This window comes from Leeuwenhoekiella sp. A16, assembly GCF_047946675.1.
Taxonomy (GTDB): Bacteria; Bacteroidota; Bacteroidia; order Flavobacteriales; family Flavobacteriaceae; genus Leeuwenhoekiella.
In genome coordinates this window covers 2,109,251-2,123,103 of sequence record NZ_CP172313.1, presented here as the reverse complement: position 1 = coordinate 2,123,103, position 13,853 = coordinate 2,109,251, and the positions used below count along the sequence as shown (strand labels likewise).

Below are 13,853 nucleotides of genomic sequence, written 5' to 3'. Positions count from 1 at the left end.
ATAGCAAACATTTCTTTGCGGTGAAATTAAGCTACTACTCGATTTGAAAACCCATACGCTCATACCATCTTTATATTTTATCATAATAAAAATTTATACTTAATGTAATTATTATTATAAAATTCAATAGAATGCTAATTATAGGTAATTTGTAAATTAACTGCTGTAAAAACCAACCTATGAAAAACATTAATTACTTCACCCTATGCGCATGCTTGTTCTTTTTTATTGCGGCAAAAGCGCAGAATACTTCTTATTATTTTCCCGATTTTGGGGCAAAATGGACCGAAAAACAGGCCAAAACATACGATATTTCACAACTGGCACTTGATAAAGCGGTCGCTTTCGCGAAAGCGAATGAATATTCAGAATCGCGAGATCTGCGACAGGCGATCTTAAAAGGGTTTGAAAGTGAACCGTATCACAAAATACTTGGCCCTACTAAAAAACGGGGTGGCCCGGCAGGAATGGTTCTTAAAAATGGATATCTCGTTGCGCAGTGGGGAGATATAAAAAGAGTAGATATGACCTTTAGTGTGACTAAAAGTTTCCTCTCTACAACTGCGGGTCTTGCTATTGATGCAGGTCTTATCCCATCAATTAATGACACGGTAGCAAATACGATCTGGGACGGCACCTTTGACGGTGCGCATAACAGCAAGATCACCTGGAAACATCTGCTAGAACAAAATTCTGACTGGAGCGGTGAGCTTTGGGGCGGCAAAGACTGGGCAGACCGCCCGCCGCGTACAGGAAGCACAGATGACTGGAAATATCGCGAACTTAAAGAACCGGGAACTTTTTTTGAGTACAATGACGTGCGCGTTAATGTTCTGGCTTATGCACTTACTAATGTATGGCGTGAACCGTTGCCTAAAGTACTTAAAGAAAAAGTGATGGATAAAATAGGCGCTTCTACAACCTGGCGCTGGTTTGGCTATGATAATTCCTGGATGAATATTGACGGACTACAAATGCAATCTGTAAGCGGTGGCGGTCACTCTGGCGGCGGTATGTTTATAAGTGCTGAGGATATGGCGCGTTTTGGACTTTTATTTCTCAATCAGGGAGCGTGGAAAAATGAGCAAATTATACCTAAAAAATGGGTAAAAGACATCAGAAATCCTTCTGTGCCTAATCCTAATTATGGTTATATGTGGTGGCTTAATGAGCAGGGACCGCGACACTGGGAAGGACTTGATGATAATATTTATTATGCAGCCGGTTTTGGCGGGAACTTTATCATTATTGATGAAGCTCATGACCTTGTTGTGGTAACGCGCTGGCTAGAACCTTCTAAAGTAGGGGAGTTCATGAATCTGGTAAATGACGCACTATGATGCAAAAGCCTTGTTAAAGCGTACAGCGCTAATCAGGAGAATCTTTAAATTTAGTCAAAATTTACAACCATATGAGCAATGCAGTAGAAGCCTGGTTAGACAGAGATTCATTAGCCTCTAATGTAAGCCGCGGATTGATTTCAGGAATCGTGGGTGGTCTTGCGGGTACTTTAATAAAAACGACTATTGAGCGCATTTTACCCGTGCGTAAGCCCAATACAAAATCTGCCAAATTGAAAATGGTAGACGATCTTTCTATAAAGATCACAGGTGAGCGCATTAGTGAAGGCAATGAGGGCATTGCAGAGCAACTGGTCAATATTCCTTTTGGCGCAAGCCTGGGTGCAACTTACGGTTATGCAAAACGCGATGACCTTAAACCCAATATTCTGGAAGGAGCAGTTTTTGGCGCATCAACATGGTATGGTACACATGAGACCTCACTGCCTATGTTAGGCTTAAAAGAAGACCCTAAAGATATTCCCTTACAATTACAGGCAAATGAGTTGATCGCTCATATTGCCTTTGGCGTGACAACAGAACTTGTAAGGAGTTATATCGCAAGAAAAATGAGGGATTGAAAACAGAAATAACACAAAATCGCTCATAAATCTTTACATTTCACAAGGCTCAATGTTAAGATGAGGTCTCGCCAGACATATTTCTCATTCAATCTAAGTTTCCTTGATGAAAAGCAAAATCTACAATGACTTTCTTCACTTTATAAAAAGCACAGATTTTGCTAAGGCAGTAACGATAGCAGTTGCCATTGTAACACCTATTTTTATAGGTTACGAGACCGGTTATTTTGAAGCTGGACTTGCTATTGGCGTGGGTTCACTTCTTAGTTCGCCAAGTGATATTAGCGGCAGCGCTAAACATAAACGCATCGGTATTCTTATTTCTGCATTTATCGCAGTTATTTCAAGCATAATTGGCGGCTATTTACCTTCTAATGTATTTATACAGATTCCTATTTTAGGGATCACCATGTTCCTTATGGCCTATTTTGCCATTTATGGCTTTAGAGCTTCCTTAGTAGGTTTTTCAGGATTGTTTGCGCTTGTTTTAAGCTTCGCGAAATTATCAACGGTTTTGCAGCCATATGAAAGAGCGATATTAATTGGCGTGGGCGGTTTGTGGTATCTGTTGCTCACGTCTATAGTTGATTTTTTGGCTCCTAAAAAGCAAACCGAAGAGTTCCTGACGCAATCTCTAAACCTCACTGCAGACTATCTTAAGATAAGAGCGCTGCTTTTTAAAAATCCTACCTTTAGAAAGAAAGGTTTTTCTGCGTTGCTTGAGCTGCAAAGCAGCATCAATGAGAATCATGAAAAACTAAGGGAAATCCTTATAAATTCAAGAAAAAGTGCAGGCGATTCTTTGTATGAAAGCAAACGATTACTGGTTCTTATTCAGCTTATCGATATTCTGGAACTGGCTATGGCAAACCCGGTGAACTATGAAAAGATGGACGAACTTCTGGAAAAATATGCCCCGCAAAAAGAAGCCATTCATAACCTGGTAATGAGCATGTCTGCCCGCTTAAAAAATATTGCTTATGCGATTGAGAGGGGTAAATCTCTCAAAAGTGATGGTGATCTAAAACATACGCTTGAGCAAATCAATTCTTCAATGGGAGGCATTAATAATAACCTTAACGTCTGGGATGAAGGATATATCACACTTAAAAACCTGTATGATTATCAAGAACAGCAGATAGAAAAGATCAATACGATCGAGCACATTTTAAGTACAAAAGAGGTGACAGACCTCAACTACGCACGTAACAAGGTCTCGAGACGTTTTCTCACACAACAGGATTATAATCCAGATTTACTTTTAGAAAATCTAAGTTGGCAATCACCTATTTTTAAACACGCATTGCGGCTGGCAGTAGTTATTATGATAGGTTTTGCAGTGGGTTCAATTTTTAAACTACAAAATCCATACTGGATCCTGCTTACTATTATTGTGATCATGCGACCCAATTACGGTCTTACTAAATCACGATCTATACAGCGTATTATTGGTACCGTGATAGGCGCGGTTATTGCTGTGGGCATTGTGCTTCTTGTGCATAATCTTATGCTGTTTAGAATTCTTGCCATTCTCTCGCTTATTTGTGCCTTTGCCACTTTGCAAAAAAACTACAGGACCGCGGCTATTTTTATCACGCTAAGTGTGGTTTTTGTCTATGCGCTGCTTAAACCCGAAGTTTTTGAAGTGATCGAGTTTAGAGTGCTTGATACAGGCATTGGCGCTGCCCTGGCCGCTTTGGGTAATATATTCCTGTGGCCTAGTTGGGAGGCGCTGGGCATACGGAATGTTTTCACTACCAGCTTAGAAAAAAACCGGTTATTTCTTGAAGAAATCGCCACACACTATCAAAAAAAGGGAACGATGCCTACCACGTATAAGCTTTCGCGAAAGCAGGCTTTTCTCGCAACTGGCGAATTGAACGCAGCGATGCAACGCATGTCACAAGAACCGTCAAGCCAGCAGAAAAATTTTGATACTGTTTATGAGTTGGTAATTCTTAATCAGACATTTTTGAGTGCGCTGGCTTCATTGAGCACTTATATTCAGAATCATGCGACTACAGAGGCTTCTTCTCATTTTAACAGCTACACCAAATCTATAGTGCAAAATCTGAAACAAGCTGAAAGTATGCTGCAACATAGCAAAATTGACATTGACCTGGTTGACCACAAGGAAGCCGAAGATTATATGCAAAAACGCTATGAAGAATTATCAGATTCTGTGAGTGAGCATAAATATGTTGAAGTTCAGGAAGCACAACTTATTAAAGAGCAATTGCGCTGGCTGCGCTCAATAAGTGAGGAAATCATAGATCGTATTAAAGATATTGATGGGTTGTAAATGAGGTTTTAGTCATGCTGAACTGGTTTCAGCATCTCATTGGCTTATAGCCATTATGATTATGCGACCCTGATCCCAAAAACTTTCGGGACAGGGTGACGACAAATGGTGTGCAGCAAAATCATTTAATTTGAATCATACGGAATATAGCCTTCCCATTTCCACGGGGTGAAGGTATCTGCGATTGTGAACTCAAGCAGCTCTTTGAAAATGCTTTCGGCGTTGTCACTATTAGAAAGAATCACTACGCCCATTTTCTGCTCTGGGAAAATGATTGAATAATGCTGAAATCCTTCCCCATGACCTTCTTTAAAAGCGCCTTTCCCATAAGGCGAATCTAGTAATCCCCAACCCAAACCGTAACTGAGTTTTATATCGTCATTTTCGTTTGAGGTTTTAGAAGCTGAAGGACCAAACTGCGCTTTAGAATGTATATCAATATTAGGCTGAAACATGAGTTTTGTAATTTCAGAATTGGCTGTATTAAGTTCTAAAATATGCTTTACAAATTTGGCATAATCATCTGCTGTGGTCACCATAGAACCGGCAGCGGCGCTTTCATCTGCGACGTCTTTTGCAACCACTTTCTCGTCTTTAGTATGACCGTAGACATACTTATCTTCAAAACGTGTTTGCCACAGATAACTGGTCATATCCATCTTTAAAGGATCAAAAACCCGCTCTCTTGCTAATTCTTCCAGTCCCTTTCCTGTGATGTGCTCGATCACGTATTGCAGCAACATCATACCTTCACCTGAATAACTGTAATTTGTTCCCGGGTCAGAGTAAAACTTCAATTTTCCCTTGGGTTTAAATTTACCTTTCTTGCTTATCCAGCGCCAGTTGGGCAAGCCTGTGCTGTGCGAAAGACACATTCTGGCGGTGATCTCTTTATAACGATCATCATTTGCAAGATCATGAAATTCACGCCACTCTTTTGCCAGCTTCATCTGTGGGATGGGAACATCAAGATATTCCTGTAGCGGCTTATCCAGATCTATCACACCTTCATCTGCAAGACCGGCGACCAGATAACCAGAAACTGCTTTGCTTAACGAAGCGCCGTAAATGACTCCATCGGTTTTTAAAATTGTGTTGTTCTCTTTATTTGAATAACCAAAAGCTTTCGCGAAAGCGATCTCGTTATCATTAAAAACTGTGACCTCAATCCCTGTAACATGTGCAGCTTTTGTGAGTTGCTCAATTTTCGCGCTAAGCGAATCTACAGTTATCGAACTTCCGTCAAGTCGGTTGATTTGTTGTGCCTGAATAGATCCAAAACTCATTAAAGATATTACCGAAAAAAGCACAATTACAGCCGATTTTTGAACTTTTTTACCCGATTTTAGAAAAGGAATTGACAGCGGATAATAACAGGTCTGGGTTTTTATCGCGCGTATAATATTGTAGATCATGACGACCATAGTAAACGGAAGTACGGCTATGAATAAGAAAAACCCGAAACCTTCTACGGTGACAAGCGCTATAAATGAGAGCGCAAAGAGCAAGGTCATGGTAATCTGAAAGTTGATGACCTTCACGCCGTGCTCGTCATAAACTTTATTGTCTTCCCGTTTATGAATCCATAAAAAGAGCGGGAACAGAATATTACACAGCGGCAGGATTGTACCCAGAATGGGTGTGCCGTGAATAAGCAGCAACCACTTTTTTACAACAGCTTCTTCTTTGGGATTTTCGAGAATTAAAAGATCATCTACTTCTACCTCTAAAGCGGCGGCGAGTAATTTTACGGTTTGCAAATGCGGCTCTACCTCACCTTTCTCAATACGCTGAATGGTGCGCACGGTAACCTGAGTTTTTTCAGACAGGTCTGCCTGAGTCAATCCTTTTAATTTGCGTTGGTAGATAAGGTTCTTTCCTATTGTGGGACTTTCCATAATTATTGATTTTTAAGTCTCATAAAACTATGTCGCCAGACTTGCGCTTTTAACGACATTAGGGTGTCACCTACCTGTCATTTACCGGTTTAACCCAGGGATTATAAGCTTTTATAAGCAATTACCCGCAAACGTTTATAATCTGCAACCCATTTACCATCTTTAAAAAGTTTTGGTTTTAAAACCTGCTGCGCTTCTTCTTTTATTGCCTCAATATCATTTTTAGTAACTCCTTTAAAGAAGTTTCCGCCAAACATCGCCAGCCAGTCTTTAATGCCCGTGGCTTCATCTGCCAGTTCTGTGGGGCGGTCGTAAAGTTCGCTAAAACGCACATCGAAACCTGCTTCTTCAAGCGCTGTTGTGTAAGTTGCGATAGATGGGAAAAACCACTGCTTATAATTAGCCTGCTGCTCATACCCTCGTTTTGCAAGCGCCTGCTTTAATGCGGAAACGATAGCAGCCACATTGCCTTTGCCGCCCATTTCTAAAACCAGCCTGCCACCGGGTAAAAGCGCCTTATACATGCAATTTATCGCTTCTTTGTAGTCAAGAACCCAATGCAAAGCGGCGTTGCTGAAAATAGCGTTGTACTTTTCGCTAAAGCGAAAATCTGTCGCGTCTGCTACCTCAAACTGAAATTCAGGATAGGTATTGCGCGCTTTTTCTATCATTTGGGGCGATTTATCTATGCCTGTGACCGCTTTTGACTTTTCTGCAATTAAAGCGGTTAATTCTCCCGTGCCGCAGCCCAGATCTAAAATACGTTCTTCAGGTTGTGGATCGAGCAATTCTATGAGCGAAGAACCGTAGCCAAAAACAAAGGCATATTTTGTAGTGTATAAATTGGCGTCCCAAAGTTGATCTTCTGCTTTCATCTCATCTCGTTTAGACTAATAAAGATAAGAAAAGCAAAATTTGGCTACAGCCAAAAGCGCTGAAGAGTGGTTAACTATTTTTCTTCGTAGAAATAACCTTTAAAAAGTTCCTGTAATTGCTTGTCTATAACTTCGGGATCTGTGGGTTCTTTCTCTACCGGCGGCACCATTTTGTAATAAGCCACGTCGTTCTTTTCGGCATCAAAAATAAATGCGTAAACCGTTAAATTAGACTTTATTGGCACCGGTGTATACATTCCTAATGTGAGAATGCCAATTGCGGCACCTTTTGCAACCTGACCACCGTAATTTCCTTTGCGTCTGCCAAAGCCTGTGGCGACTACCGAAAGGGCAAATCGCTCACCATTACTTTCTATCAATGAATCTATTGCCGGCGTTAATGCAATACCGTCGAGTTTCTTTTTTTGAAATATCTGCTGCGCAATAGAACTAAGCTCTATTTCTACTTTGTTCTTTACGGTATCATTAGGAAAAGTAAGTTGTTGTGACAGCCTGAATTTTGCGCTGTTCTTTTGCAAAAGTGAATCGAGCGCTGTTTTAGTAAGCGTAGAAAGTGAATCGCTAAATGCAGATTTGTTGCCTTTTTCTATACGCTGAATATACGACACGGGCTCGAGATAGCTGAGGTTTGAAATTTGTGACGGAGTTACTGAAGAAGTGAGAAATTTGTTGGCTCCGCAAGAAGTGAGAACCAAAATTAAAGCCAGAACTAAAAGTCTTTTCATATTTTTTACCCTGATTATTACCAGCGATTTAGGAAGGTATTTCTTAGAAAAAATACTTCTATTCTTTTTGGTATTGGGGAACCAAGATAACAAAAAAACGAAACGAAAAATTGAAATTAAATAATGGGTAATAATAAATTATAAAGCCCTTTTTTTTGAGGGGTTTTAAACTGAAATTGAAGAAACTGGTTTTGTTATCAACGCATGATTTTATGTATATGAAGAAGTCTGTCGCTTTTACCTTTCTATCATCGTTTTTCTTACCTCATCATATCTAAATGTAATATGATGTTTTTCAACATTCAACATAGTATCACTATTCTCATCGATTGTACCATAAACAAAAACGTATAATGCTACATTCGGTTCATTTGATTTGTTTTGAAATTCTGTAAATGCTTTTTCAAATAACACATTGTATTTGTTTTTTAATCTTGATAAAAGAGTTTTAGTTATGGATTTCTTATTAATCTTCACCGAATAATTGTCAATTTTCCCACTTAATTCCTCCTTATTTTGGAAACCGAGTAACGTGAAATAAACGCTTTCAGGATATTTATCAAAAACATTTCTATTTTTATTTGACAACATTAGCTTGCCATAAAATATTCTTTCATTATTTAATTTTACAGATTGTGTATAGCTTTTTATTCTTTTGAAAAAATATTGATATTCAATTTTTATTCCTTTTATTTCAATCTCAACATCTCTATTATAAGGAAAACTCAAATACCAGTCCACTATTCTATCTATACTTTGAACTTTGTTCTTCCTATCAAATTTGATATTTTCGCCGTCAAATTCATATAATTTTAATATTTCTCCACGACCTGTAACTCCTTCGTCATCTTCTTTATTTCCCTCTAAATGATTTTGATTTTCATCTAAGTCAATTTTCTCTTCAATTTTAAAAACCGAAGGATATCCAATTTTGTTAATTTGTGTGCTTGTTAACTTTTGATCCTTTCCTTTCTGATATAACTCATTTAAAACTGCATATTCACATTCTTTAATATGTTCTTGATTTCTATATTTTTTAAAATGAGGTCGTCTCTTACTATTTTTCTTAATACACGCAGGTGCCATTCTAATTGAACATTTTTTATCCACACAAACAAAAACTAATTCTTTATGGTTTGGATAAAACTGCAATATTTCATCCGCTAATACAATTGTATCAGTATTGTCTATTCTAGCTTTATTCATATACTTAGATACCTATGAAATTTTGGTTTGTACTTGCAGTTAACGGTTTGGCTATGCGCAGTGCAGGATTATAATGCACTTCACTTTCAGTTTGCTGTTATGTTTTTTAATATTCATTTACTTTAAATTTATCGCTAAAACCCGCATTACGTATAGCCGTATTTGTATGCTAGCTTTCTTTTCAGATTGCTTTTTTTAGCGATTCATAATGTTTTTCGTCAAGTTCCAAAAGACTTATAAGTTCATTGCAAGCGGTCGGCAGAACCATAATCAGTTCATCGTGTCTCGTTGCCTTTTCAAATGTTGTAAAGTGTGAGAAGTGGTTAAGAGTTTTGAAATTATTTACATTATCCACTAATTGAACAATCCTATTTTCTACACTATCAGGTTCATTTGGAATTTTCATTAGCGTGTATATTTCTAAAAACCTTCTTAAAGCATTTGGAATAAGTATATTATGAACATCTCCACCATTGTCAATATCTTGCTTGTATTTATAAATAAGACTAAAAAGATAAATATATTCTGATTTGTATCTTTTTAACGCCTTATCCAAACCTTTAAGAACAGAGTTGTCTGTATCTATTTTTTGAACTTGATAAAATCCAAAATTTGGTATTTCTTGCTTTTCTCCTGTCGTTGGATTCGTTATTTTTTTCTTTTTATTGAGCTGTGTTGAATCTCTTAAAAATGAGAAGAACTCAAAATTGTGAGTTGATATAAATAATTGCTTAAAACAGTTTACAACCTTGTCAGGATTATCCGCATCTATATTTTTTCTAAAAAAATAAGAGTTTATAAGAGAGTAAACTTGCGAAATATGATTGGTGTCTAAACTTGAAATCGGGTCATCAATAAAAACGATTGTCTTTTGCATTTCTTGTACACCAAGGCTTTCTAGTTCTACTAAAAAATAAGAAAACGCAATTGCTGTTTTTTCTCCTTCACTTAAATTTCTTGCTGGTCTTGTTTTGCGCAAAAGAATGAATTTATCATCTCCAGTAACATCAATTTCAATATCATTTCGATTAAGAAATTTTTGTATGAATTTATTTAATTCGTCTTTCCCTTTTGTAATTGTTTTTAATGAATCAAGTTTCTCCCGTTTTAGGCTTTCTTTTATAGTGATATAGTGGGCATATAGTCGTTGCCAATTTTGTGCATTTTGGCTCTTTTCTTTTTTGTCGAAATAATTTTCGTTTTTTAGGAAGTCGGCAATAAGGTGCTTTTTTAACTTTTCTCTTGCTGCATCACGCTGTGTTTCAAAGTTAGATATTAAAGAATTATGACTTTTTATAACTTCATTAACTTCCAAAAACCAATCTTCAATTTCCTTTAGGTCGTATTCAGTTTCTACTACTGAAATTTTGTTAAATATGTTCCCGTCTTCTTTTCTGGTAAGTTCACTCAAAAAGTGATTTAGTTCGAGTAAATATTTTGATTTGATTGAGTTATAGGATTTAATTTTTAAATCAATTGTTTCCCTAACTTTTTCTGTGAAGTCATTTTTACTTTTTGGTATCTCTATTGAATTAATCGCAGTAATTTCTTGATTAATCAAATCCCTCTGTGTGGAAATTCTATCTCTTAAATCTTTAGAAGCATTTGAGAAATAATTATTTAGAGAAGTTATTCTGTCATTTGTTACATCATTACCACAAAAAGAACAAGTATCTGAATTTTCTTCAAATTTTAAACCATCCTTTACCCAACTGTATAAATCCTTGTTTTTCTCTAAAATGTCAATAACAACGTCTTTTGCAGGTTCTTCTAAAAGAAGGTCGTTAACAGAAGTTTTGAAATCTAGTAGTTTTAATTCAATTTCAAATTCATCAAAAGGTTGAAAGTTATTAGTTGAATTTGACAATATTTTTAAATCTTCGATTTCCCTATTTTCAGCAATGATTAGTGAATCAAGATTGTCCTTTGTTATTGCACCTAAAGCTACTTTAAAATGTCCTTTGTCAAATGGAATAGTATTGTTAGAAATAATTAGTCTAATCGATTTGCTTTCTTCCCTAAATCGCCAATTTTCATATTCATTATAAGAATCAATAGGTGATTGCGTTAAAATCTTTCTCGATTTAACGTATTCAATTATTTCTTCTAATCTTTCAATCTCACTTCGGATTGTGGTGTTTTCTCCAACGTCAAATGCGATAGGCTCTCCCAATTCAGTTCTAGAATCCCAAGTAAGCTTTGAGTCGACATATTCCTTATTGAAAATAAAAACTGTTTTGTCATAAGTGTCTAAATTATCACTATCAAATTCTTGGTTATTTTCTTGTCGAAGTTTAAATTTTGCTTCTGGATAATCTATATGAATTGATTTATCTCGCAGTGAACAGAATATTCTCGATAAGGTGGTTTTTCCTGAATAATTCCAGCCATATATAATATTTTTCTCCTTGAAATCTTGAAGAGTAGAATCTCTATTCCAATTAAAATCATTGAAAACTCCAAATTTTTCTATGGTAAGTATTTTTTCTATCATTTGGTTTTTTCAGCTTGCATACAACTTGTTTATAGCAACACTATTAAAAATAATTATACAATTTCTGCGGATATTAGCACTAAACTAACCAATTTCATTTACAACACTTTACGGTTTTCCGTAAAAGCGCTTAATTATGTTTAGCCTTCTCACGTTTTAATATTTCTACAACACGACTGTATATGATTTCAGATAAATTCCAGTCATAGCCGTCAAAGTTGGTCGTGTTTACAAACTGTATAACAACCGTGTCTATGTCTTTGTGGTATTTTGCTATACTTTGATAACCGGGAATGAGACCGGTATGTTCATATTTGTAAATGGAAGAATAGATTTCCTGCTCCTTCTTTGTCAACAAAGAACCATCGTTTAATGCCCGCAGGAATATGCCCACGTCTTCTGCGCTGGCAATCATAGAGCCGTAGTCTGTAGTTTTAATATCTTCTTCAACACCTACGTAATAACCGCTCATTAGATCATCCATATTTATATCATGAATAGAAACGAATGTATTTTTAAGCCCCAGCGGGGCTAGAATTACCTCCTTAAAATATTGAAATTTATCGCCACCTGTAACCTTTTTTATGAGTTCTGAAATCAACAAATAATTGGTGTTTGAGTACTCATAATCTGTGTCCGGTTCAAAGTCTGCAGGGAGATCAAGCACACGCTCAAGCGCTTCCCGGCTGCTTTTAGGCGGATTTACCCAGAAGTCTGGTGTGTTAGTTAAATTAGGAATTCCGCTACGGTGCTGCACCATCATGCGCAAGGTGATCTTTTTAGCATTTTCAATTCTTCCTACAAGTTCCGGAAAGTAATCTGCAAGTGTTTTATCTAAAGACAACCGATTCTCGCTTACCAGTTTTGTGATCGCGACAGCATGGTACAATTTGCCAATGCTTGCAATTTTAAACAACGCGTGAGGATCTGCCGGAATTTTATTTTCTCTGTTCTTCCAGCCTGCGGCGTAGAATGCAGGTGGTTTACCGGCTTCATCAACATAGACGATCATACCGTCAAAGCCATATTTTATGCCTTCTTCAAGTTGTTCTTGTTCGGTATCTGGCAGTGGCATTATCCAGGCTCTTACTAAAATCCACGGGACGAAAGCCAGAGAGCCTATACTTGCAAGAATAAATACAATTCTGAGTATATTTTTGATGCGTTTTTTGGTCATGCTCCCTTATTCTAAATAATTTGATTTTATTGACTTTCTTTTGAACATATCAGTTTTACTACACTAAAAAGAGTTTGTTATATATTCTATGTTTTGGGGTTTTTAAGCTGATTTTTGAGTGTTTTAGGGAGGTTTTTACACGCTTGTTTTACGTATAATTTTTAAAATACGGTTATAGACAACTTCCGTTATATTCCAGGTAGTGCCACCGCTTGTATTTGTAAACTGAATGACGACCGTATCTATATCTTTATGATACCTCGCAATGCTGGAATATCCCGGCAATAATCCTGTATGTTCATATGTATAAATAGATGAATAAATTTCTTGTTCACTATCGTTTAGCAAAGAGCCATCATTTAAAGCTCTCAGGAAAATGCCCACATCTTCTGCTGTAGCAACCATTGAGCCTGCCGGACTTACAAAATCATTATTTTTTAAATCGCCATCGTAACCCACATCATAGCCACTCATCACGTCGCCTAAATCTCCTACTTCACTGAGTAGACTGTAGGTATTGTTTAGCTTAAGCGGAACCAAAATTTCACTCCTGATATATTTATGATGGCTATATCCCAACGTTTTATCAAGTATCTCGCCTATCAACAAATAATTTGTGTTTGAATACCTATATTTTTTATCCGGTTTAAAGTCGGCTGGTTTATCCAGAACCAACTCAAGTGTTTTTTTGTTGTCTTTAGGTGCATTCTCCCAATAGCCGGGAGTATCTGTAAAATTGGGAATACCACTTCTGTGCTGCACCATCATTCTCAAGGTAATCTCCTCTGCATTTTCAATTCTTCCCTGCATTTGTGGCAGGTAATCTGCGAGCGTTTTATCAAGAGACAACTGTTTATCGTTTACCAGTTTTGCGACCGCAACAGCAATATATAATTTGCTAATGCTGGCAATTTTGAATAAAGCTTTGGGATTGGCCGGAATTTTCTTCTTTCGGTCATGCCAGCCAGCTGCGTAAAATGCGGGCGGCTTCCCGCCTTGATCTACATAGACGATCATTCCGTCTAAGCCGTTATCAACAGCTTGATCAACTTGCTCCTGAACTGTTTCTGGTGTTGGTAAAACCCAGGCTTTGACGACCTTCCACGGTACAAACGCCAAAGAGCCTATGCTTACAAGAATAAGTACTATTCTGAATATTTTTTTAATTTGCTTTTTGGTCATGCTCCTCTATTCTAAATGAAGATTTGTTTTATAGACTTTCTTATTGCAAGCG

10 protein-coding genes are annotated in these 13,853 nt (G+C 37.1%); 3 read left to right on the top strand and 7 right to left on the bottom strand.

The window, feature by feature from the left end:
• Positions 1–179: 179 nt before the first annotated feature.
• The 3 genes from ACH3O9_RS09190 (at position 180) to ACH3O9_RS09180 (ending at position 4,223) form a co-directional block, all read left to right on the top strand.
• A complete protein-coding gene (locus ACH3O9_RS09190) occupies positions 180–1,340 on the top strand; it encodes a serine hydrolase domain-containing protein (protein ID WP_416446523.1) in 1,161 nt (386 codons plus the stop codon).
• Positions 1,341–1,411: 71 nt separating this feature from the next.
• A complete protein-coding gene (locus tag ACH3O9_RS09185; protein WP_416446521.1) occupies positions 1,412–1,921 on the top strand; it encodes a DUF1440 domain-containing protein in 510 nt (169 codons plus the stop codon).
• 106 nt (positions 1,922–2,027) lie between these two features.
• Entirely contained in the window at positions 2,028–4,223 is a 2,196-nt protein-coding gene (locus ACH3O9_RS09180; RefSeq protein WP_416446519.1) for an FUSC family membrane protein, read from the top strand.
• A 125-nt stretch (positions 4,224–4,348) separates the two neighbouring features.
• On the opposite strand, the gene ACH3O9_RS09175 is transcribed toward ACH3O9_RS09180, so the two are convergent.
• The 7 genes from ACH3O9_RS09175 to ACH3O9_RS09145 form a co-directional block, all read right to left on the bottom strand.
• Positions 4,349–6,121, bottom strand: coding sequence for a serine hydrolase (locus ACH3O9_RS09175; RefSeq protein ID WP_416446517.1), 1,773 nt, complete (start codon positions 6,119–6,121; stop codon positions 4,349–4,351).
• Positions 6,122–6,222: 101 nt separating this feature from the next.
• Positions 6,223–6,996 carry a class I SAM-dependent methyltransferase gene (locus ACH3O9_RS09170; RefSeq protein WP_416446515.1) on the bottom strand — a complete coding sequence of 258 codons (774 nt, stop codon included), beginning with the start codon at positions 6,994–6,996 and terminating at the stop codon, positions 6,223–6,225.
• 74 nt (positions 6,997–7,070) lie between these two features.
• Complete coding sequence (locus ACH3O9_RS09165) at positions 7,071–7,742, bottom strand: hypothetical protein (protein WP_416446513.1); 672 nt, start codon at positions 7,740–7,742, stop codon at positions 7,071–7,073.
• A 237-nt stretch (positions 7,743–7,979) separates the two neighbouring features.
• Complete coding sequence (locus tag ACH3O9_RS09160; protein WP_416446511.1) at positions 7,980–8,948, bottom strand: hypothetical protein; 969 nt, start codon at positions 8,946–8,948, stop codon at positions 7,980–7,982.
• Between the two features lie 181 nt (positions 8,949–9,129).
• The gene (locus ACH3O9_RS09155; protein WP_416446509.1) at positions 9,130–11,442 is read right to left on the bottom strand and encodes an AAA family ATPase; all 2,313 of its coding nucleotides are present in this window, start codon (positions 11,440–11,442) and stop codon (positions 9,130–9,132) included.
• Between the two features lie 130 nt (positions 11,443–11,572).
• A complete protein-coding gene (locus ACH3O9_RS09150) occupies positions 11,573–12,619 on the bottom strand; it encodes a serine hydrolase domain-containing protein (protein ID WP_416446507.1) in 1,047 nt (348 codons plus the stop codon).
• A gap of 135 nt (positions 12,620–12,754) precedes the next feature.
• Entirely contained in the window at positions 12,755–13,801 is a 1,047-nt protein-coding gene (locus tag ACH3O9_RS09145; protein WP_416446505.1) for a serine hydrolase domain-containing protein, read from the bottom strand.
• Positions 13,802–13,853: the final 52 nt, after the last annotated feature.

Coding starts and splice junctions, on each gene's coding strand:
- ACH3O9_RS09180 (WP_416446519.1), top strand. CDS start 2,028: ATGAAAAGCAAAATCTACAATGACTTTCTTCACTTTATAAAAAGCACA.
- ACH3O9_RS09160 (WP_416446511.1), bottom strand. CDS start 8,948: ATGAATAAAGCTAGAATAGACAATACTGATACAATTGTATTAGCGGAT.
- ACH3O9_RS09155 (WP_416446509.1), bottom strand. CDS start 11,442: ATGATAGAAAAAATACTTACCATAGAAAAATTTGGAGTTTTCAATGAT.
- ACH3O9_RS09185 (WP_416446521.1), top strand. CDS start 1,412: ATGAGCAATGCAGTAGAAGCCTGGTTAGACAGAGATTCATTAGCCTCT.
- ACH3O9_RS09170 (WP_416446515.1), bottom strand. CDS start 6,996: ATGAAAGCAGAAGATCAACTTTGGGACGCCAATTTATACACTACAAAA.
- ACH3O9_RS09165 (WP_416446513.1), bottom strand. CDS start 7,742: ATGAAAAGACTTTTAGTTCTGGCTTTAATTTTGGTTCTCACTTCTTGC.
- ACH3O9_RS09175 (WP_416446517.1), bottom strand. CDS start 6,121: ATGGAAAGTCCCACAATAGGAAAGAACCTTATCTACCAACGCAAATTA.
- ACH3O9_RS09145 (WP_416446505.1), bottom strand. CDS start 13,801: ATGACCAAAAAGCAAATTAAAAAAATATTCAGAATAGTACTTATTCTT.
- ACH3O9_RS09150 (WP_416446507.1), bottom strand. CDS start 12,619: ATGACCAAAAAACGCATCAAAAATATACTCAGAATTGTATTTATTCTT.
- ACH3O9_RS09190 (WP_416446523.1), top strand. CDS start 180: ATGAAAAACATTAATTACTTCACCCTATGCGCATGCTTGTTCTTTTTT.